The following is a 19,751-nucleotide window of genomic DNA, read 5'->3' as shown; positions in this document are numbered from 1 at the left end:
GAGGACGCCGGAGCGGCCGAGCCAGCGGAGGGCCCGTTCGCGGTCGATCTCCGACTGGGTCGGCGGCGTGCTGAGGCGACCGGTGCGGTAGCCGAGGTTGCGGACGTCGGCCGCGACGGACGGTTCGGCGAAGGCCCTGAGGGCGAACGCCAGTGCGGCCGGCGTGACGTCGTACCGGCGTTCGAGGTCGAGGGCCAGCTGGACGGCGGCCAGGTCGCGGTCGTCGTACTGGCGCTGGCTGGCGTGCCCGGCGCGCGAGCGCGGGAGCAGGCCGAGGGCCTCCCGGTAGCGCAGCATGCGCGGGGTGGTTCCCAGGTGGCGAGCGGCCTCGGTGATGCGCATGAGGCTAATCTTGACATTTCAGTGTCAGAAACACCTACCAGGCGATCAAACCCGTGGGTTCGGCGCTCTAGGCTCTGGCAGGCAGGATGCAATCACAGTCTTCAGGGGAGCGGGAAGCGGATGACGTTCGACTACAAGGTGGCGGACCTCGGGCTGGCCGAGTTCGGCCGCAAGGAGATCCGGCTGGCCGAGCACGAGATGCCCGGCCTGATGGCGATGCGCAAGCAGTACGGCGACAGCAAGCCGCTGGCCGGGGCCAGGATCGCCGGCTCGCTGCACATGACCGTGCAGACCGCCGTACTGATCGAGACGCTGGTCGCCCTCGGTGCCGAGGTGCGCTGGGCGAGCTGCAACATCTTCTCCACCCAGGACCACGCGGCCGCCGCGGTCGTCGTCGGCCCGGAGGGTACGGTCGACAACCCGGCCGGCGTCCCGGTGTTCGCCTGGAAGGGCGAGACCCTGGAGGAGTACTGGGCCTGCACCGAGCAGATCCTCACCTGGCCGGGCGGCCCAGGATCTGACGCTGGCCCGAACATGATCCTGGACGACGGCGGTGACGCCACCATGCTCGTCCACAAGGGCACCGAGTTCGAGAAGGCCGGCGCCGTGCCGGACCCGTCGACGGCGGAGTCCGAGGAGTACGGCGTCGTCCTCAAGCTGCTGACCCGCTCGCTGGCGGAGTCCACGTCGAAGTGGACCACCATCGGCCAGGGCATCAAGGGTGTCACCGAGGAGACCACCACCGGCGTGCACCGGCTGTACGAGATGCACAGGGCCGGGTCGCTGCTGTTCCCGGCGATCAACGTGAACGACTCGGTGACGAAGTCGAAGTTCGACAACAAGTACGGCTGCCGGCACTCGCTGATCGACGGCATCAACCGGGCCACCGACGTACTCATCGGCGGCAAGGTCGCGGTCGTCTGCGGGTACGGCGACGTCGGCAAGGGCTGCGCGGAGTCGCTGCGCGGTCAGGGTGCCCGGGTGATCGTCACCGAGATCGACCCGATCTGCGCGTTGCAGGCCGCGATGGACGGCTACCAGGTCAGCACCGTCGACGAGGTCGTCGGGATCGCGGACATCTTCGTCACCGCGACCGGCTCGAAGGACGTGATCACCGCCGACCACATGGCGGCGATGAAGCACCAGGCGATCGTCGGCAACATCGGCCACTTCGACAACGAGATCGACATGGCCGGGCTGTACAAGCGGTCCGACGTCGAGCGGGTGAACATCAAGCCGCAGGTGGACGAGTTCCGGTTCCCGGACGGCCACACGGTGATCATCCTGTCCGAGGGCCGGCTGCTGAACCTGGGCAACGCGACCGGGCACCCGTCGTTCGTGATGTCGAACTCGTTCACCAACCAGGTGCTGGCCCAGATCGAGCTGTTCGTGAAGACGGCCGACTACCCGACCGATGTGTACGTCCTGCCCAAGCACCTCGACGAGATGGTCGCCCGCCTCCACCTCGACGCCCTCGGCGTCAAGCTCACCGAGCTCACCAAGGAACAGGCCAACTACCTCGGCGTCCCGGTTGAGGGCCCCTACAAGTCGGACCACTACCGCTACTGATCCCCACAAGGACGCCCCACCGACCCCCGGTGGGGCGTCTTGTGGTGTCAGCGCCCAGATGTGCGGCTCGGTACTACGGCTGCCGCCAGCGCTTGTACACCAGCGCCGCTCGGCAGCCGCGTCGCCGTCGAAGTCGCTGCCGACCTCGCCCGTCGCGCTGCTGACCACGAGACTCGCGAGGGACGGCTCGTTCCGGCGGAAGCAGTCCTCGGAGAGCAGGTCGAGCAGGCGCCCGAGGCCGCGCGGCAGGTAAGGCAGACCCACCTCGGCCTGCAGTCCGCCGTAGGTGATCGTTCCGCGCGCCTGCGCGACGTCGACCAGATGGCCGCGGACCGGGGGGAGCCACTCGGCGGCGGTGGGAGTCACCGTCAGCAGGCGGCCCTTCACCGGGATTATCTCGCCGGCTCGCAGCATGAGGTCCATCTGTCGATGGACGGCTGTCCGTCCGAACCACCAGGGTGTCAGCGGATGGCGGTGAGGAGGTGTTGTCGGCTACCTGGGCGAGGACGGCTACTTCGGTGAAGCCGGCTTTGCGGAAGGACTCGACGGCGTCGGTGAAGGTGATGTCGCGGCCCTTGGGGCGGTCGGCGAAGCGGTGGTTGCGCTCGGCGAGGAGGTCGGTGAAGGCGGGTTCCCGGGCGGCGGCGTCCCACCACATCTGCCAGTCCTCGACGCCGGCGGCGTGCGAGTCGGACCAGATCTGGTTGCGCAGGTCGACGGCGAGCGCGTCGAGGCGGGGGACCTCGGTCGGGCCGAGGCGCATCGTGTCGGCGTTCAGGAAGACACCACCGGGGCGGATCCGGTGTGCGAGCGTCTGCGCCAGTGTCGCAGGTCCGCGGGGTCGAGCCAGTGAGCCAGTGCAGAGCCGTGGCCGAGCAGACCGCGTCCACCTGCCCATCACCCGGTACGGCGTCCCACCCCGCGGCCCGCAGATCCGCCTCGGCGAACCGTGCTCCGGTGACCGCGTGCCGCGCGATCTCCAGCAGGAACGGGTCGAGGTCCACCCCGATGATCTCCGCCGACGGGAACCGCTGAACTGCCCGCGCCGAGATCGACCCCGGCCCGCACGCGAGATCGACGAACCGCGCCGGCTCACCGGCCAGCCGGCCCACGATCTCCAGCATCTGCGCGAACTGCTCTTCCCGATCCGGCAGGTACCCGGCCTGCTGCTCGTCCCACCGCTCCAGCCACCCGGCCCAATCCGCTATTGCGACATGGTCGCAAGACTAGGACCACTGCCCGGCTTCGTTGCTGCCAGGTGCCGCCCAACCCTGGGGATTCACCACAGCAGGCCGGTACGGCGCCGGCGGAGCCGCCGCAGGGAACGGGCCGGCCGGGACCGAAGCACCCGCCGCGGGGAAGCCGCTCGCCGGACCAGGCGCGCCCGGAGCCGGACCGACAGGCGCCTGAGCGCCGTACGGGCTGGGTGGGGCGGAGGGACCGGCAGGCACGGCATACGGGTTCGGCGGGCCGAACGGGCCGGTGTGCGCCGGCCGAGCGGTGGCCAGCCGGGTGAGCTCACGCCGCCGGCGTTCGGCCAGTACGGCGGACAGGAAGGCCGGAGCCACGATCGGCGCCGGCTGCGCCGGTGCGGTCACCTCGCTGACTCGGTAAGCCAATGCGTCCCCAAGCGCCGCGCGAGCGTCCGGGAGCAGTTCGGTGTACCGCGCCAGGTACTCGCGGGCTGCGTTGGCGAGCTCGTCCGACAGCCGCGACAGTTCGAGCGACTGCGCCCACTGCACCAGGTGACCCGGCACGAACAGCGGCGGCGACGCCATCGGCTGGTGGCGCTCGCGGATGACCACCGTGCCGGCGACCATGTCGCCGATGCGCTTGCCCTGCTTGTTCATCAGGCTCGCGACGATTCCCGGGCTGGCCGCGAACCACGGCGCGAAGTCGACGAAGAACCAGAACAGCGTCCGCACCAGCGCGTGCCGGAACCGGATCGAGCTGCCGTCGTCGCGGACCACCTTGAGGCCGAGCACCATCTTGCCGAGCGTCCGGCCGCGGGTGAGCGTCTCCATCACCACCCGATAGCCGACCACGACGACCAGGACGGTGACGAAGATCAGCGCCACCGCGAGTGCCTCACTCGCGTCGCCGCCGATCAGGAACCCGGCCAGCAGCCCGATCAGCACCCCGAGCACGATGGCCTGCAGGATCACGTCGATCGCACACGCCAGCGCCCGGGTGGGCATCCGGGCGATCCGCACCTGGAGGACGACTGCCTCGCCCGTGACCAGCTGGGACACTGGGTCGCCCCCTCCTGCCGAGACACTGCGTCCGGCTAGTCTGCCAGCGCGGGGAGCCAGAACCGGGAGGAGGGCCACTGTGGACGTCGAGGCGTTCGTGTCGGTGCATCAGCCGCAGTGGGACCGGTTGGCGTACCTGACCCGTCGGCAGCGCCGCCTGAGCGGCGCGGAGGCCGAGGAGCTCGTCACCCTTTACCAGCGCGTGGGCACGCACCTGGCCGCACTGCGGGCCGCCGGGGCGGACCCGGTGTCGATTGGACGGCTGTCCGGTCTGATCGCGGACGCACGCGGCGCCGTGACGGGTGCGCAGGCGCCGGTTTGGCGTGACATCTCGAAGTACTTCCTGGTGAGTTTCCCGGCCGCGTTGTACGCGTCCAGACGCTGGTGGCTGACGATCGGGCTGCTCTTCTACCTGGTCGCGGCCTGGGCCGCCTGGCGGATCATCGCGCATCCGGAGGTGGTGGGTTCGTTCGCCACGGCCGCGGCGGTGCAGGAGTTGGTCGACAAGGACTTCGCCGCCTACTACTCGGAGAACCCGGCCCAGGACTTCGCGTTCCGGGTCTGGATCAACAACGCCACCATCAGCGCCGCGGTACTCGCTCTCGGCATCCTGCTGGTGCCGTCGGTCTTCATCCTCTGGGACAACGCGCTCAACCTGGGTGTCAACGCCGGGCTGATGATCGGTCACGACCGGGCGGAGGTGTTCTTCGGCCTGATCACGCCGCACGGCCTGCTCGAGCTGACCGCGGTCTTCGTCGCGTCCGCCGCCGGTCTGCGGCTCGGCTGGGCTTGGATCGTCCCCGGGCCGCGGACGCGTCTGCAGGCGCTCGCACAGACCGGCCGCGCCACCGTCGGCATGGCCATCGGCCTGGCCGCGATCCTCCTGGTCACCGGCGTGATCGAGGCGTTCGTCACGCCGTCCGCACTGCCGACCGCAGTCCGTGTCGGCATCGGCGTACTGGCCGAGATCGGGTTCGTCGTCTACGTCTGGACACTCGGCCGCCGGGCCTTCCGGACCGGCGAGTACGGCGATATCGACGAGGCCGACCGCGAGGCCGCCGCACCCGTGTCCGCCTGAGCTCTGTTTGTCTCCTGGGTATAGGAGAGCAATGAGGACCGCCCAGGAAGTACGCACGAGTCGCTGGTACGACTACGCGATCACCGTGGGTTTGATCGGGTACGGCGTCGTGCATCTGCTGATCGCGTGGATCGCCCTGCAACTCGCGTGGGGCAAGTCCTCGCAAGAGGCGTCACAGCAGGGTGCGCTCGAGGAGCTGGCCGGCAAACCGCTCGGCGGCGTCCTGTTGTGGACGATCGCGATCGGCCTGTTCGCGCTGGTGATCTGGCGTGCGCTCGAGCTGACGTACGGCGGCCTGGACACCGAGAAGAAGGTGTCGTCGGCCGGCCGGGGCGTGGTCTACCTGGTCCTCGGCATCAGTGCGGTGAAGGTCGCGACCGGGTCCGGTGGCTCCAGCAGTGGCGGTCAGCGCACGTTGAGTGCCCGGCTGATGGAGCACGGCGCCGGCCGGGCGCTGATCGTCGTGGTCGGCCTGGTGATCGTCGGGATCGGGGTCCGGCAGATCTCCAAGTCGGTGACCAAGAAGTTCACCGAGGACCTGGTCGGCGGCGTCTCCGAGGTCACCATCCTGCTCGGCCGGATCGGGTACGCCGCCAAGGGGGTCGCGTTCATCGTCGCCGGAGCCTTGTTCTGCTGGGCCGCGATCGGCTACGACCCGGAGAAGGCGGGCGGACTGGACACCGCTTTGCGCACGATCAAGGAGCAGCCGTTCGGCTCGGTGCTGCTGACCGTGCTGGCCCTCGGCATCGCCGCGTTCGGCGTGTACGCGTTCGCCTGGTCGCGCAACGCCAAGCACTGATCAGCGACCGGTCGTCGTACGATTCAAAAATTTATCACCGTCGTTGGAAACGGTCGTGTGACAAATTTCCGCAAGTCGTTGACAGGAGAGCGCTCGCTGGTGTGGTTTCTTCCCCAATACACATGACTGGGCGGAAGGTGTGTGGGGCGGATGAGGAAGGTCCTGGCGGCGCTGGCTGCCATCGCACTACTGGCACTACCGGGGACGGCGGCCGTCGCGGCCGAGCCCTCCGAGAAGGTCATCCGGGTCGGCGTCACCCAGTCGGTGGACTCGATGAACCCGTTCCTGGCCGTCCGGCTGGTGTCCGGATCGCTGCAGCGCTGGATGTACGGGTTCCTGACCGTGCCCGACTCCAAGACGCTCCAGCCGAGCGCCGACCTGGCCGAGTCCTGGACGACGTCGCCCGACGGCCTCACCTGGACCTTCAAGATCCGGGAGACGAAGTGGTCGGACGGGCAGCCGGTGACCGCCGCCGACGCGGCCTGGACGTTCAACAAGATGATGACCGACGACGGCGCCAAGACCGGCAACGGCCCGGCGGTGGAGAACTTCGCCAGCGTGAGCGCGAACGGCCAGGAGCTGACCATCAAGCTCAAGAGCCCGCAGGCGTCGATGCTGGACAACCCGGTGCCGATCATGCCCAAGCACGTCTGGGAGAAGGTCCCCGACATCTCGAAGTACGAGGCGGACGTGTACCCGACCGTGGGCAGCGGCCCGTACATCGCGGTGGAGAGCAAGAAGGACCAGTACGTCAAGCTCGAGGCGAACCCGAACTACTGGCGCGGCGCCCCGAAGATCGACGAGCTGCAGATGATCTTCTACGACAACCCGGCGGCCGCGATCGTCGGGCTGAAGAAGGGTGACATCGACCTGATCGGCCGGCTCGCACCGCCGGACTTCGAGTCGCTGAAGGGTGACGAGAACATCGTCCAGTGGAACACCGACGGGCGGCGGGCGACGTACTTGCAGATCAACCACGGCGCGACGACCAGCGACAACAAGCCGATCGGTGACGGTCACCCGGCACTGAAGGACCAGCGGGTCCGGCAGGCGCTGCACTACGCGATCGACAAGCAGAAGCTGGTCGACGAGGTGCAGAACGGCCTGGCCAGGCCGGCCGACGGCTCGATCATCCCGCCGATGTACAAGGACTTCTTCTGGGAGGCGAGCGGCGACCAGAAGGTCACGCACGACCTTGCCAGGGCCAACAAGATCCTGGACGACGCCGGGTACACGAAGGGTGCCGACGGCATCCGGACGATGCCGGACGGGTCGAAGAAGCTGGCGTTCCGGTTCAGCATCCACACCGACGCCCCGATCGAGGACAAGCTGGCCGAGTACCTGACCGGCTGGTTCAAGGAGATCGGCATCCAGCTGTCCACCAAGCGGCTCGACTCCAGCAAGTTCAGCGAGGAGACCGGGACGACCGCGCTGTTCGACATCGCGATCAGCGGCTGGTCGGTGAATCCGGACCCGGAGGAGGTGCTGGCCACGCACCTGTGCAGCCGGCGGCCGACCGCGTCCGGCGAGGGCGGCGGCACCGAGTCGTTCTACTGCGACCCGCAGTACGAGGACCTCTACAAGCAGCAGCAGAAGGAGCTCGACCGGCCGAAGCGCGCCGAGATCATCAAGAAGATGGAGGAGCGGCTCTACACCGACGCGCCGGTGATCGCGCTGTACTACCCGAACAACCTCGAGGGCTACCGCAAGGACCGGATCGCCAGTGTCACCCCGATCCCGGAGGACAAGGGCATCCTGTACGGCGGCAGCGGCTACTGGCCGTTCTACACCCTCGAGGCGGTGACCACCGAGACGGCCGCGGCCGAGGGTGGGTCGAACACCGGTGTCATCGCGGGGGTCGCGGGCGGCGTCGCCGTACTGGCGATCGCCGGGTTCTTCGTGCTGCGGCGTCGTCAGGGTGCCGCCGACGAGCGCGAATGACAGCAACACCGCCGGTCAGCCAACCGGCTGTCGAGGCGCTGGAGGAGACCCGGGCCCGCCACGGTCTGCTGCGGTACGCGGCGACCAAGGCGGGCGGGGCCCTGGTCAGCATCGCGATGGTGATCGTCGCGACGTTCTTCCTGTTCCGGCTACTGCCGGGTGACCCGGTGCGGGCGCTCGCGCAGGGCCGGAACATGACGCCGGAGCAGCTCGATCTCGAACGGGCCCGGCTCGGGCTGGACAAGTCCCTGCCGGAGCAGTTCGTGCAGTTCGTCAAGCAGACGCTGCAGTTCGACCTCGGGACGTCGTACGAGTACAAGCGGCCGGTGCTGGACCTGATCGGTGAGCGGATCGGGTCCACGCTGCTGCTCACCGGGACCGCGCTGGTGATGGCGGTCAGCCTCGGGATCTGGCAGGGCGCGCGGGCGGGCTGGAAGCCGGGCAGCCGGTTCGACAAGTTCTCGACCGCGATCTCACTGGTGCTGTGGTCGGTGCCGACGTTCTGGCTCGGGCTGCTCCTGCTGATGGTGTTCGCGGCCGGCGTCGGGCCGATCCCCGGCGTCTTCCCGACCCGCGGAATCTCGAGCGTGGACGCGCCCGAAGGTTTCGCCTATGTTCTGGACGTCGCGCAGCACATGGTGTTGCCGTGTCTGACCATGGTCGCCGTCGTCTACGCGCAGTACCTGCTGGTGATGCGGTCGTCGGTGCTGGACGAGGTGGGGCAGGACTACATCACCACGGCGCGGGCGAAGGGTCTGCGGGACGACGACATCCGGCGTAGGCACGCCGTACCGAACGCGCTGCTGCCGACCGTGACGCTGGTGTTCATGCGGATCGGGTTCGTCGTCGGCGGTGCGGTCACGGTCGAGGCGATCTTCAGCTGGCCGGGGCTCGGGCAGCTGTTCTACGAGGCGATCCGGGTGCCGGACTTCACCTTGATGCAGGGCACGTTCCTGTTGATCACGGCGTCGGTGATCGTGATGAACACGCTCGCCGACGTCGTCTACCACCTTCTGGATCCGCGCGTGAGGTCGGCATGAGCAATGTGTCGTGGATACGGCGTCGGCGGGCCGGTGCCCGTTTCTGGGGTAAGTTCCGGACCCGTACGGCTGGGATGGCGGGCCTCGTCATCCTCGTGCTGGCGGTGGGGCTGGCGCTGATCGCGCCGCTGTTCATCGACTCCAGCGTGACGAACGTCGTCAGCGGGACCAGCGAGAAGATGGCGCCGCCCAGCCTGGACGACCCGCTGGGCACCGACGAGTCCGGGCGCTCGGTGCTGGAGATGGTCTGGTGGGGTTCGCGGACCTCGCTGCTGATCGGGTTCCTCGCGGCCCTGCTGAGCATGGTGATCGGCACCGTGCTCGGGATCGCGGCCGGGCACTTCCGCGGCTGGCTCGGTGCGATCATCCTGCGGATCACCGACTGGTTCCTGGTGCTGCCGTCGCTGGTCACCGCCCTCGTGCTGGCCGCGATCCTCGGCGGCAGCACGGCGACCATCATCGTCGCGATCGGCGTGACCTCGTGGCCGTCGACGGCCCGGCTGATCCGGGCGCAGACGCTCGCTGTCGAAGCACGCCCGTACATCGAACGGTCGCTCGCCCTCGGCGCCGGCCACTGGCACATCACCACCCGGCACGTGCTGCCGAACGTCGCACCGTTGCTGTTGGCAAGTACGACGCTCGAGGTGGCGAGCGCGATCGTCACCGAGTCGACGCTCGCGTTCCTCGGCGTGAGTGCGAACAAGACTTCCTGGGGGACGATGTTGCGCGGTTCCTACGACTGGGGCGCGGCCACCGCCGGTGCGTGGTGGTACATCCTCGTGCCGGGTCTGTGCATCGTGATCGTGGTGCTGGCGTTCACGTTGTGCGGCCGGGCGCTGGAGACCGTGCTCAATCCCCGGCTGCGGACGAGGGCGGCGTGATGAGTCTGCTCGAGGTGGACGACCTGTCCGTCACCTACCGGATCGCGGCCGGCGACGTTCCCGCCGTACGCGGGGTTTCGCTGTCGCTGGACGCCGGTGAGGCGCTCGGGCTGGCCGGGGAGTCGGGGTCCGGGAAGTCGTCGGTCGCGATGGCGTTGCTGCGGCTGCTGCCGCGGTCGGCACGCTTGGACGGGCGGGTGCTGCTCGACGGTGAAGACGTGCTGGCGATGAAGTGGGGCCGGCTGCGCGCGGTCCGGTGGTCGGCGGCGTCGATCGTGTTTCAGGGCGCGCAGCACGGGCTGAACCCGGTGCAGCGGATCGGGGACCAGATCGCCGAACCGCTCCTCGTGCACCGGTTGGCCTCCGGCGCGCAGGCTTCCGCGCGGGTGCGGGAGTTGCTGGAGCAGGTCGGGTTGCCGACCTGGCGGGCACGGAGCTACCCGCACGAGCTGAGTGGTGGCCAACGGCAACGAGTGATGATCGCGATGGCGCTGGCGTGCTCGCCGCGCCTGATCATCGCGGACGAACCGACGACCGCGCTCGACCTGATGGTGCAGGCGCAGGTGCTCACGCTGATCCGGCGGTTGATCGCCGAGCACGACATCTCGCTGCTGATGATCTCGCACGACCTGTCGGTGCTCGCCGACGTATGCGACCGGCTGGCGGTGATGTACGCCGGCCGGCTGGTCGAGGCGGGTCCGTCGTCCGGTGAGTTCCGGCACCCGTACAGTCAGGCGCTCGCGGCCGCCTTCCCGACGGTCGGCGACCCGGCCTCGCGGCTGGCTCCGCGCGGGCTGGCCGGCGATCCGCCGGATCCGCAGCAACTGCCGGGCGGCTGTGCCTTCCACCCGCGCTGCCCGGTGGCGCTGGAGTCGTGTTCGAGTACGCCGGTCGACCTGCGACCAGCGGGTGAGCGCCGTACCGCGGCCTGTGTTCTGGTGGGGGAGGATCGTGCTCGAGGCAACTGAGGTCGCAGTCGAGTTCGCGTCGCGCGGGCGGCGTGCCCGGGCGGTGGACGGGGTCAACCTGTCCATCGGCGCCGGTGAGATCGTCGCGCTGGTCGGCGAGTCCGGGTGCGGCAAGACCACGCTGGCCCGGACGTTGCTCGGTCTCGAACGGCCGACGTCCGGGCAGGTCTCGTACGACGGGACGCCGCTGAGCTACACGGGCCGACGGCTGCGGGCCTTCCGCCGGCAGGTCCAGTTGGTGCTGCAGGACCCGATGGGCTCGCTCAATCCGCGACAGACCGTCTACGAGGCGGTCGCCGAAGGACCGCGGATCCACGGGTTGCCGGACGAGGAGGAGGTGGTCGCGTCAGCGCTGTCCCGCGCCGGGCTGCGCCCACCTGAGCGGTTCTTCCTGCGGTACCCGCACGAGTTGTCGGGCGGTCAGCGGCAGCGGGTCGTGATCGCGGGGGCTCTGGCCCTGAGCCCTAAGCTGCTGATCGCCGACGAACCGGTCGCGTCGCTGGACGCGTCCGTGCGGGGGGAGATCCTGGCGTTGCTGCTCCGGTTGCGCGACGAGCTCGGCCTGGCGGCGCTGGTGGTGACGCACGATCTCGGGCTGGCCTGGAACATCGCGGACCGGGTCGCGGTCATGTACCTGGGCCGGATCGTCGAGTCCGGGTCGACCGAGGAGGTGCTGACGAACCCGCAGCATCCGTACACGCAGGCGTTGCTGTCGGTGCTGCCCGAGTCCCCGCAGCGGATCGTGCTGAGCGGCGAGCCACCGGACCCGACCCGCATCCCGACGGGCTGCCGGTTCCATCCCCGCTGCCAACTGGTCGCCGCGGGCAAGGGCGCCGACGCCTGCCACACCACGCCACTTCCGGTGCTCCCGCCAACCACCACCGGCTCCGAGGTCGCCTGCCACCTGGCCCAGGTACCCACACCCCGTTGACCCCGCCGCCCACGCCGTACCCGAAACCGCACCCCGAGTGGCATTCGAACGGATAACCCCTGGGGTTGCCGGTTCTCCCCCGATGACACGAGGGGAGAACCGGCAAGTCGCGCGGATAACCCTTGATGTTGCGGGGTGGGTCAGACCTCGGCGGTGCCGGCTTCCGGTGCTTCCTCGGCGTCGGCGAGGGACCACTTCAGCTGGAACTCGACTTCTTCCTCGTCCTCGCTGCGCTCGTGCTCGACGCTGATCCTCGCATTCCGCGGAACGGTGAACCGCTCGCCGGCGATCTGGATCCGGAACGGCTTGCCCGTCTCCAGGGCGTCCGCGAGCCGCCGCAGCTTGGCCGCGAAGTCGGCGACCGAGTAGTCCTTCTCGACATCTCTCTCACTCATGCCGCCCATCCAACCACCGGACGAGGCCGACGAAGACTGTCTGCGGAGGTGGAAGGTGCTTCCAGCCATTGACAACAGTTAATGAAACCTAGAACTATTGCGGCATGGTGGAAGATCAGGTCGACCGGTTCTTCGAGGTACTGGCTGATCCGACCCGGCGGCAGGTCGTCCGGTTGCTCGGCGAAGGACCGCAGCGTGCCGGTCAGCTCGCCGCGGCGACCGGTTCGTCGTCCCCCGCGATGAGCCGGCACCTGCGCATCCTGCTGTCCGCCGGTCTGGTCGCCGACGAGCGCGGCCCGGACGACGCGCGGGTGCGGATCTTCCGGCTGAATCCCGAGCCCGTGGTCGCCGTGCAGGCCTGGCTGGACCAGGTCCAGGCGCACTGGCGCGACCAGTTGGGCTCGTTCAAGCGACACGTCGAGCAAAAGGAGTCGTCATGACGCAGGAGCCATTGCCGCGATCGGCCACGGCGTCGGTTGAGGTCGACGTCGATCCGGCGACCGCGTTCCGCATCTTCACCGAGGAGATCGACCTGTGGTGGGTGCGTGGCCCGATCAACTTCTGGGACTCCGCCCGGGTGGTCGAGGTGCGGATCGAGCCGGGGGTCGGCGGCCGCTATCTGGAGGTGTATGCGACGCCCCCGGGGGATGCCCTGGAGCGGGGCCGGATCACGGTCTGGGAGCCGGGTGCGGTGTTCGCCTACCGCAGCTCGGTCGACGACACCGAGACCCGGATCACCTTCGACCCGGTCGACGGCGGCACCCGTGTCACCGTCGTGGAATCCCTGGTCGAGGGCGGCACCAAGGCCGTCTACGCCTGGCCGAACGTCTTGCACTGGTTCCCCGCCTGGGTCAGCCGGCGCGATTCCGCACCCCGGACCCCCCGCGAGCTCGACAGACTAGCGATCGCCTTGCACTACGGAGATCCCGCGGCCGCGGCCCGCTGGCTGCACACAGTCTTCGGCCTCGACTCGTGGGACAAGATCCCGGCCGAGGGCCAGAACCCGTCCTGGATCGAGCTGCACGTCGGCTCGGCCGCGATTCTGCTGTTCAAGCGCACCGAGAACCGCTCCGTCGGCCTGGACCACGAGACCTGGGTGTACGTCGACGACCTCGACGCCCATTTCGCCCGCAGTACGTCCAGCGGCGCCAAGATCCTCTCCGAGATCCACCAGCACGGTTACCGCCGGTACGAGGCCGAAGACCACGAAGGTCACCGCTGGGTCTTCGCCCAGGCCCGCCCGGGGCAGTGAGCACAGCGCTGACCGGCGGCCGGCTGACGAAGGGCGTCGTCCGGGTCGGCGACACCGTCCGCCGACCCGCGTCGCCGTTCACCGGGGACCTCCTGAAGCTGCTCGAGGAGCGAGGACTCCACATCGTCCCTCGCCACCTCGGGCAGGACGAGGAGGGCCGGGACATCCTCACGTACCTGGACGGCTGGGTCCCCACCAAGTTCCAGCCCTGGGCCGACGAACAGGTCGCCGCCGCCGGCCGGCTGCTGCGGGCCTTTCACGACACCACCCGCGGCAGCCGACTCGCCGGCCACCGTGAGGTGGTCTGCCACCACGACCCGGGTCCGAACAACTTCGTCTTCCGCGACGGTCAACCGGTTGCGATGATCGACTTCGACCTGGCCGAGCCTGGTGACGCGCTGGAGGACATCGGGTACGCCGCCTGGACGTGGTGCATCGCGTCGAAGCGTCCGCTGGAATCTCAGCCTGCACAGGTGAACGTGCTCGTCGACGCCTACGGCCTCACCGGTCCACCACGCCACGCAGTCGTCGACGCGATCCTCGAACGTCAACTCCGCAACGCCCGCTTCTGGACCTCGACCACGGTCGAGGTGACCGACGACCAACGAGCCGGCCGCGTCACCTGGTCCCGCAGCGAACACGCCTTCACCGCAGCCAACCGCGAGGCCTTCGAGCGGGTTCTGCTCCAGAGCTCGCGGGCTTAGGTGTCGACAATCCACTCAAGCGTCGATCGCGCGGTGGCAGCCGGTTGCACGGGCGACAAGCCTGAACGAGAGCCGGGTGGGCGGGACCGCGTGGCACGCGTGGTTCGTGCTGAGGGGTTAGAGGCGACCGGCCCTTTTGAGGGCAAGGTAGGTGTCGGCGAGGGCGGGGGCGATCTGGTCGGGGTTTTCGTCGACCACGGTGACGCCGGCTCGGGTGAGGATGGCGGTCACGCGTTCGCGGTCGAGGCGGGTGCGGGCGGCGGAGGCGGCGCCGTAGACCTCGATCAGGTCGGATCTCGTGGACTCGAGCTCGGTCAACCGCGGGTCGGCGACGGAGGCGAGCACGATGACGTGCCGGCGCAGCAGCGGGCCGATGACCGGGAGCAGCGACTCCTCGATCACGGCCGGGTCGAGGCCGGTCAGCAGTACGACGAGCGACCGCTGACCGAGACGTTCGAGGACTTGGGACACAACGACCCGGAAGTCCGTCTGCACCAACTCGGCTTCGACGTTCGCCAGCGCGTTGACGAACGACGGCAACACGTCCTCCGGCGCAGGTCGCCGTACGTCGGCCCGCACCGCGGAATCGCAGGCCAGCAAGGAAACCCGGTCACCCGCACGAGTGGCCAACGCGGCCAGCAGCAACGCCGCGTCCATCGCATGGTCAAGACGCGGAGCGTCGCCGACGCGTCCGGCAGACATCCGCCCGGAGTCGATCACGATGGCGACCTGGCGATCGCGTTCGGGCCGCCACGTCCGCAGTACGACGTTGCCGCGCCGGGCCGTCGCCCGCCAGTCGATGCTCCGCACGTCGTCACCGGGCACGTAGTCCCGCAGCGAGTCGAACTCGGTGCCCTGGCCCCTCACCAGCAACGCAGTCCGCCCGTCCAGCTCCCGCAACCGGGCCAGCCGCGACGGCAAGTGTTTGCGACTCTTGAACGGCGGCAGCGCCCGGACAGTCCACGGCACCCGGTGCGACCCCTGCCGCCCAGCGAAGCCGAGCGGACCGATCGACCGGATCGTCACGCGGTCAGCCTGCCGGTCACCACGCCGCGTGGGCAGCAGATGCGTCGTCAGCCGCCGACGCTCCCCGTGGGGCAGATCCAGCTTGTGCGGCGGGTCCTGTACGCCGGCCGACGGTGGCCACGCGTCACGCAGCAGCCCTTTGACCCGCCGACCCGGGTTGGCGACCAGCAACTGCACTACAGCCGGCTCACCCAGCCGTACGGCGTTGTCACCCACGCGACTGAGCTGTAGCCGCCGGGGAGATCCTGCCAGCAGCATGTCGACCAGGCAGACCATCAGCACGACCGCGACGACGATGCCGACTCCAGCCCAGCGCGGCGTCACCACAGCGACGAAAACGACGCCGACCGCGGCCAGCAGCCCGGCACGACCTGTGAGCACCATCAGCCGGACGCGATCATCGGGGCACCGGCACCGTCGCCAGCACGCTCTCGAGTACGGCGTCCGCGCTCACGCCCTCGAGCTCGGCCTCCGGACGCACCTGCACTCGATGCCGGAGGCATGGACGCGCCATTGCCTTCACGTCGTCCGGGATGACGTAGTCGCGTCCGGACAGCCAGGCCCACGCACGGGACACCGCCAGCAAGGCCGTCGCCCCTCGCGGCGACACCCCGAGCTGCAACGACGGCGACTGCCGCGTGGCCCGGCACAGGTCGACGACGTACGCCAGCACGTCCTCCCGCACGGCCACCCGACGTACTGCGGACTGCGCGGCCAGCAGGTCCTCGGGCCCGGCCACTGGACGCAGGCCGGCGGCGGCGAGGTCCCGCGGGTCGAAGCCCTGCGCGTGCCGGGCCAGTACGGCGATCTCGGCGTCGCGCGGCGGGATGTCGAGCGTGACCTTGAGCAGGAACCGGTCGAGCTGGGCCTCAGGCAACGGATAGGTGCCTTCGTACTCGATCGGGTTCTGGGTCGCGGCGACCACGAACGGGACCGGGAGCTTGCGCGGCTCGCCGTCGATGGTGACCTGCCGTTCCTCCATGGCCTCCAGCAGCGCGGCCTGGGTCTTCGGCGGTGTCCGGTTGATCTCGTCGGCCAGCAGGATGTTGGTGAACACCGGGCCCGGCCGAAATTCGAACTCGCTCGACTTGGCGTCGTACACGAGCGAGCCGGTGACGTCACCGGGCATCAGGTCCGGGGTGAACTGCACCCGCTTGGTGTCCAGCCGCATGGCCATCGACAGTGCGCGCACCATCAGCGTCTTCGCGGTCCCGGGGACGCCTTCGAGCAGCACGTGGCCGCGGCAGAGCAGGGCGAGCACCAGGGCGGTCACCGCGGTGTCCTGGCCGACCACCGCCTTGCCGATCTCGGTCCGCAGCGCAACCAGCGCCTGCCTCGCCTGGTCGGCGCTGATCTCGGTGCTGGTCACGGGGCCTCCCGGCGTGGACTGACGAGTGGAGGGAGCGCGGCCGTGGCGCCTCCCTGCCTGGGCTGAGGAGCGGAGGGGACGAAGCGAGTGGAGCGACGAGGGAAGACCGGGAGCAACAACCCCATGGGCTGGCGCGCCGGAGGCGCGGCACGGTGCACAGTCATGGGTGTCGTACCTCCTGCGTCAGTACGTCGAGTTCATGGGACAAGGACATCAGGGCGGCGTCGCTGAGCGGCGGGAGGCCGTACAGCAGTTCGTACAGCATGGCCGGGTCGCGGCCGGTGCGTGCGGCAACGGTCGCGACGACCGCGGACGGCTCGGCCCGGCGGGGGATGCCGTGCGCCTTGTGGAGCTTGCCGAGCGCGGACTCTCTGAGCGCGGCGGCGGCCCGCTCGCGCGCACGTGATCGGCGGTAGAGCCGCGCCCGGCCCTCCGTGGTCTCGGCGGCGTGCACGATGACCGGCAGCCGCTCGGCAACCACCGGCCCGAGCCGGCGTCCTCTCCACAGCGCCACGACGAGTACGGCGAACGCGAGCGCCCAGCCGATGTAGCGGACGCTCGGCGGGATCAGCGGGGGCGCGTCCTCGTCGGGACCGTCGTACCCGCTGGACTCCCACTGCGGCAGGTACCAAGTGAGGTCCTGGTGGGTGCCTATCAGGTTGAGCGCGAGCGCCGCGTTGCCGTCGTCCGCGAGTTGGGCGTTGGTGAACGAGCGCTGCGACCCCACGACGTCGATGATCCGGCCTCCGGTCTCCAGGCGGATCACCGTGTTGGTGATGCCGTCGCCGTAGCAGGCCTGGGCGTCCGGCGGCGCGGAGTAGGTGGAACCGCTGACGGTCGCCGTGCCGGCCTTCACCGCGGCCGGGAGGTCGCAGTCCGGGGCACGGCTGCCGTTGGACAGCGCCTGCCCGTTGTCCCGGACACCGGGTGCGAGCGCCTCCAAGGCGCGGGCGCCGGGCCGGACGAGAACGATGTGGCTCCACCCCGCGTCGGCGATCCGCTCCCAGTCCGAGCGATCCAGTTGGCCCATCGGACCGATGAGCAAGGTCTTGCCTGCTCCGGGCGCGAGAGCGTCGTTCAGATCCTCAGTGCCTCGCACGGTGACGTTGTGGTTCTCCAGCAGCGTGGCCAACGCCCGTGCACCGGTCGGCTCGCTGGAATCCGGACTGAACGGTCCCGACGTCCGGGCCGCGGTCGCAATCATGATGACGATCGCACCCAGCACGATCAGCCCGGTGACGAACAGTGGTGTCCTCAAGGTCCGCCAGCTCTCGCCGGCACCCCGACCGACCGCAGTACTCATTCACGTCCTCGCTTCGATCCGAGCGCGGACGAGGCAAGATACGTTCCACCGGACGGCGATCTCGCTCCGCACGTTCACGGACGCACCAGCACCCGGGCGGTCCGAGCCGCGTCGTCTGCAGCGACCACGACGGCGTAGCGCTCCGGAGTTCCCGGACGGTTGCCGTAGACAACCTCAGTGAACGCGAGCGCAGCCGGCTGCAGGGGTTCCCGCAGCCCCGGTACGGCGTGGGCCGCGTCGGCCACCACCTCGTACGCCGTCCGGCCGGCCCGCTCGTCCAGAATCGTCCGCTCGGCCAGTTCGGCGACACACGCCCGGAACCGGCTGCGGACGGCAAGCGCATAGTCGCCGGTCGCGGCCTCCTGCTCCGACTGGGTTCGGTACTCCGCCGCACTCCGCGGCCGCGCGGTGTCGAACACCGCCTGCTTCCCCTGCCGATGGCTGGTCCGCAGCACACCGGCCCGCCAGAGCACCACGACGGCGATGAGGATGATCAGCCCGATCAGCAGGTAGAGACCGGCGTGGCCGCTGGGAGAGGCCCCGCTCAGGCTGTCCAGCAGGTCGGCGATCCATTCCACCACTGTGCCGATCGCCCGCTCGATCAGCGAGTCACCCGACTGCCGGTACGCCGACTTGGTCAACTCCTCGGCCGCCTCGGCAGCGGCTTCGTCCCGGCCGATGTCGACCGGCGGTTCCAGGATGATCACCGTCCGCCCCCAGCTCGCAGTGCCGGCCGCATCCACAGGTCGAGGCCTTCCCGCCGTACCCGCAGGTCGAGGTAGATCAGGGCCTGCACGGCGGACATGAACGCAAGGCTGGCGATCAGGGTCAGCGCCGTCGCCAGGCCGGCGGCGACGCCGAGCACCACCGCTGCGATCGTCGCGCTGCTGCTGTCGCCGGCGTCGGCCCACGAACCGACCGTCATCACCAGCGTGGTGACCCCGAACTGCAACGCGTAGCTGACGATGTTCACCACCAGCCCCGCGAACAGCAGGATCCCGAACACCCGCCAGAACTTGCCCTTCACCAGCTGCCAGGACCGCTTCAGCGCACCCCAGATCCCCACCCTGGCGGGGATGTGCAGACCGATGTCCGGCGCGTGCCGGCCCTCCATCAGGACGACGGTCCCGGCCAGCACCAGCCGGATGCCGAAGATCAGCACCAGCACCGCACCGGCCAGCACCATCACGATCGCGACCGCACCGGCCACGTCGGACGACACCGCCGACTCGGCCCCGGAGCCGATGCCGAACACGGCCAGCCCCCAGCCGCCGATCAGGATCATGAAGGACAGCGACTGCGCCAGGCCGACCGCAGCCAGCGCGGGCAGCGCGGGCCGCACCAGCCGCAGCAGCTCCCGTGAGCCGACCCGGTGGGCCAGCTGACTCCGGACGGCGGCCAGCGCGATGATCCCGGCCAGCATGCTCGACACCACGGTGAACAGCACGAGCTGGACGCCGTACGTCAGCAGGAGCGCCGCACCGGCCTGCTGGAACGGGTCGTCCGCCCCGAAGAACCCACTGATCCCACCCGGTACGGCGACCTCGGTCAGCGCGGCCTGGACGGCGAGCAGGGCGATCGCGGCCAGCACCGGGAGGCCGAGCATGATCGTCTTGTTGTCGGAGATGGTCCGGGCCGCGTTGTCGAGCAGGTCGGCGGGCAGCCACGGGCGCAGCGGCTCCGCGGCCGGGTCCTCGTGCAGACCGATCCCGTCCACTGGCCACCTCCCGTCTGTCGAACCGCCGGCCGGTCCGGGCCGTGTACCGGATGAGTTGGCCGACACGTTGTCCCCGAGTTGTCCGCGGCCCGGGGTGTGCACCATGATCACAGCCCAAGTCGGGGTCACTCGGCGATCCGGCGTGTGCACTACCCGGGGAATGGGACACTATCCGTAGTGCGTA

Annotated in this window: 20 protein-coding genes; 11 read left to right on the top strand and 9 right to left on the bottom strand. The window is 69.6% G+C overall.

Going from position 1 to position 19,751, the window contains the following annotated elements:
- Positions 1-342 (bottom strand): MerR family transcriptional regulator (locus tag E1218_RS11770; RefSeq protein ID WP_132319223.1); only part of this gene is annotated, 342 nt, incomplete at its 3' end.
- Between the two features lie 120 nt (positions 343-462).
- On the opposite strand from E1218_RS11770, the gene ahcY reads away from it, so the two are divergent.
- Positions 463-1,911 carry an adenosylhomocysteinase gene (ahcY, locus tag E1218_RS11765; RefSeq protein ID WP_132319221.1) on the top strand — a complete coding sequence of 483 codons (1,449 nt, stop codon included), beginning with the start codon at positions 463-465 and terminating at the stop codon, positions 1,909-1,911.
- Between the two features lie 461 nt (positions 1,912-2,372).
- Here the strand turns inward: ahcY and E1218_RS38185 are convergent, their stop codons facing one another.
- Positions 2,373-3,035 carry a class I SAM-dependent methyltransferase gene (locus E1218_RS38185; protein WP_132319219.1) on the bottom strand — a complete coding sequence of 221 codons (663 nt, stop codon included), beginning with the start codon at positions 3,033-3,035 and terminating at the stop codon, positions 2,373-2,375.
- Between the two features lie 102 nt (positions 3,036-3,137).
- Positions 3,138-4,163 (bottom strand): RDD family protein, encoded by a 1,026-nt coding sequence (locus E1218_RS11755; RefSeq protein ID WP_233712176.1) that lies wholly within the window; start codon positions 4,161-4,163, stop codon positions 3,138-3,140.
- Positions 4,164-4,242: 79 nt separating this feature from the next.
- On the opposite strand from E1218_RS11755, the gene E1218_RS11750 reads away from it, so the two are divergent.
- The 7 genes from E1218_RS11750 (at position 4,243) to E1218_RS11720 (ending at position 11,801) form a co-directional block, all read left to right on the top strand.
- Entirely contained in the window at positions 4,243-5,241 is a 999-nt protein-coding gene (locus E1218_RS11750) for a stage II sporulation protein M (protein ID WP_132319217.1), read from the top strand.
- A 31-nt stretch (positions 5,242-5,272) separates the two neighbouring features.
- Positions 5,273-6,040, top strand: a complete 768-nt coding sequence (locus tag E1218_RS11745; RefSeq protein ID WP_132319215.1) for a DUF1206 domain-containing protein — start codon at positions 5,273-5,275, stop codon at positions 6,038-6,040.
- A gap of 150 nt (positions 6,041-6,190) precedes the next feature.
- Positions 6,191-7,981 carry an ABC transporter substrate-binding protein gene (locus E1218_RS11740; RefSeq protein WP_132319213.1) on the top strand — a complete coding sequence of 597 codons (1,791 nt, stop codon included), beginning with the start codon at positions 6,191-6,193 and terminating at the stop codon, positions 7,979-7,981.
- Positions 7,978-9,021 carry an ABC transporter permease gene (locus E1218_RS11735; protein ID WP_132319211.1) on the top strand — a complete coding sequence of 348 codons (1,044 nt, stop codon included), beginning with the start codon at positions 7,978-7,980 and terminating at the stop codon, positions 9,019-9,021. The genes E1218_RS11740 and E1218_RS11735 overlap by 4 nt, the downstream gene beginning before the upstream one ends.
- Positions 9,018-9,902 carry an ABC transporter permease gene (locus E1218_RS11730; protein ID WP_132319209.1) on the top strand — a complete coding sequence of 295 codons (885 nt, stop codon included), beginning with the start codon at positions 9,018-9,020 and terminating at the stop codon, positions 9,900-9,902. The genes E1218_RS11735 and E1218_RS11730 overlap by 4 nt, the downstream gene beginning before the upstream one ends.
- On the top strand, positions 9,902-10,870 hold the full coding sequence (locus E1218_RS11725; RefSeq protein WP_132319207.1) for an ABC transporter ATP-binding protein: 969 nt from the start codon (positions 9,902-9,904) through the stop codon (positions 10,868-10,870). Before E1218_RS11730 ends, E1218_RS11725 begins: the two co-directional genes overlap by 1 nt.
- Positions 10,854-11,801 (top strand): ABC transporter ATP-binding protein, encoded by a 948-nt coding sequence (locus E1218_RS11720; RefSeq protein WP_132319205.1) that lies wholly within the window; start codon positions 10,854-10,856, stop codon positions 11,799-11,801. Before E1218_RS11725 ends, E1218_RS11720 begins: the two co-directional genes overlap by 17 nt.
- A gap of 140 nt (positions 11,802-11,941) precedes the next feature.
- On the opposite strand, the gene E1218_RS11715 is transcribed toward E1218_RS11720, so the two are convergent.
- Positions 11,942-12,196 carry an amphi-Trp domain-containing protein gene (locus E1218_RS11715; RefSeq protein WP_202865933.1) on the bottom strand — a complete coding sequence of 85 codons (255 nt, stop codon included), beginning with the start codon at positions 12,194-12,196 and terminating at the stop codon, positions 11,942-11,944.
- Between the two features lie 104 nt (positions 12,197-12,300).
- Between E1218_RS11715 and E1218_RS11710 the strand changes: the two genes are divergently transcribed.
- The 3 genes from E1218_RS11710 to E1218_RS11700 are packed head-to-tail and all read left to right on the top strand — an operon-like array spanning position 12,301 to position 14,152.
- Positions 12,301-12,636: an ArsR/SmtB family transcription factor gene (locus E1218_RS11710; RefSeq protein WP_132215181.1), complete on the top strand. Its 336-nt coding sequence runs from the start codon at positions 12,301-12,303 to the stop codon at positions 12,634-12,636.
- Positions 12,633-13,448, top strand: coding sequence for a VOC family protein (locus E1218_RS11705; RefSeq protein ID WP_132319201.1), 816 nt, complete (start codon positions 12,633-12,635; stop codon positions 13,446-13,448). Before E1218_RS11710 ends, E1218_RS11705 begins: the two co-directional genes overlap by 4 nt.
- Positions 13,445-14,152 (top strand): phosphotransferase, encoded by a 708-nt coding sequence (locus tag E1218_RS11700; RefSeq protein WP_132319199.1) that lies wholly within the window; start codon positions 13,445-13,447, stop codon positions 14,150-14,152. The genes E1218_RS11705 and E1218_RS11700 overlap by 4 nt, the downstream gene beginning before the upstream one ends.
- A 117-nt stretch (positions 14,153-14,269) precedes the next feature.
- Here E1218_RS11700 and E1218_RS11695 read toward each other — a convergent pair whose 3' ends face one another.
- From E1218_RS11695 to E1218_RS11675, 5 genes are all read right to left on the bottom strand, one after another.
- Positions 14,270-15,562: a DUF58 domain-containing protein gene (locus E1218_RS11695; protein WP_132319197.1), complete on the bottom strand. Its 1,293-nt coding sequence runs from the start codon at positions 15,560-15,562 to the stop codon at positions 14,270-14,272.
- Between the two features lie 13 nt (positions 15,563-15,575).
- Positions 15,576-16,547 (bottom strand): AAA family ATPase, encoded by a 972-nt coding sequence (locus E1218_RS11690; protein WP_132319195.1) that lies wholly within the window; start codon positions 16,545-16,547, stop codon positions 15,576-15,578.
- Between the two features lie 160 nt (positions 16,548-16,707).
- Positions 16,708-17,850 carry a DUF4350 domain-containing protein gene (locus E1218_RS11685; RefSeq protein WP_132319193.1) on the bottom strand — a complete coding sequence of 381 codons (1,143 nt, stop codon included), beginning with the start codon at positions 17,848-17,850 and terminating at the stop codon, positions 16,708-16,710.
- Between the two features lie 74 nt (positions 17,851-17,924).
- Entirely contained in the window at positions 17,925-18,557 is a 633-nt protein-coding gene (locus E1218_RS11680) for a DUF4129 domain-containing protein (RefSeq protein ID WP_132319191.1), read from the bottom strand.
- On the bottom strand, positions 18,554-19,567 hold the full coding sequence (locus E1218_RS11675; RefSeq protein WP_132319189.1) for a hypothetical protein: 1,014 nt from the start codon (positions 19,565-19,567) through the stop codon (positions 18,554-18,556). Before E1218_RS11675 ends, E1218_RS11680 begins: the two co-directional genes overlap by 4 nt.
- Positions 19,568-19,751 lie beyond the last annotated feature (184 nt).

It is taken from the genome of Kribbella turkmenica, from assembly GCF_004348725.1.
GTDB lineage: Bacteria > Actinomycetota > Actinomycetes > Propionibacteriales > Kribbellaceae > Kribbella > Kribbella turkmenica.
This window is presented reverse-complemented; position numbering and strand designations above follow the sequence as displayed.

What these genes read in the sequence shown, in the direction of transcription:
- ahcY (WP_132319221.1), top strand. Translation starts at nt 463, where the DNA reads ATGACGTTCGACTACAAGGTGGCGGACCTCGGGCTGGCCGAGTTCGGC.
- E1218_RS38185 (WP_132319219.1), bottom strand. Translation starts at nt 3,035, where the DNA reads ATGCTGGAGATCGTGGGCCGGCTGGCCGGTGAGCCGGCGCGGTTCGTC.
- E1218_RS11735 (WP_132319211.1), top strand. Translation starts at nt 7,978, where the DNA reads ATGACAGCAACACCGCCGGTCAGCCAACCGGCTGTCGAGGCGCTGGAG.
- E1218_RS11705 (WP_132319201.1), top strand. Translation starts at nt 12,633, where the DNA reads ATGACGCAGGAGCCATTGCCGCGATCGGCCACGGCGTCGGTTGAGGTC.
- E1218_RS11715 (WP_202865933.1), bottom strand. Translation starts at nt 12,196, where the DNA reads ATGAGTGAGAGAGATGTCGAGAAGGACTACTCGGTCGCCGACTTCGCG.
- E1218_RS11695 (WP_132319197.1), bottom strand. Translation starts at nt 15,562, where the DNA reads ATGGTGCTCACAGGTCGTGCCGGGCTGCTGGCCGCGGTCGGCGTCGTT.
- E1218_RS11710 (WP_132215181.1), top strand. Translation starts at nt 12,301, where the DNA reads ATGGTGGAAGATCAGGTCGACCGGTTCTTCGAGGTACTGGCTGATCCG.
- E1218_RS11745 (WP_132319215.1), top strand. Translation starts at nt 5,273, where the DNA reads ATGAGGACCGCCCAGGAAGTACGCACGAGTCGCTGGTACGACTACGCG.
- E1218_RS11740 (WP_132319213.1), top strand. Translation starts at nt 6,191, where the DNA reads ATGAGGAAGGTCCTGGCGGCGCTGGCTGCCATCGCACTACTGGCACTA.
- E1218_RS11685 (WP_132319193.1), bottom strand. Translation starts at nt 17,850, where the DNA reads ATGAGTACTGCGGTCGGTCGGGGTGCCGGCGAGAGCTGGCGGACCTTG.
- E1218_RS11730 (WP_132319209.1), top strand. Translation starts at nt 9,018, where the DNA reads ATGAGCAATGTGTCGTGGATACGGCGTCGGCGGGCCGGTGCCCGTTTC.
- E1218_RS11725 (WP_132319207.1), top strand. Translation starts at nt 9,902, where the DNA reads ATGAGTCTGCTCGAGGTGGACGACCTGTCCGTCACCTACCGGATCGCG.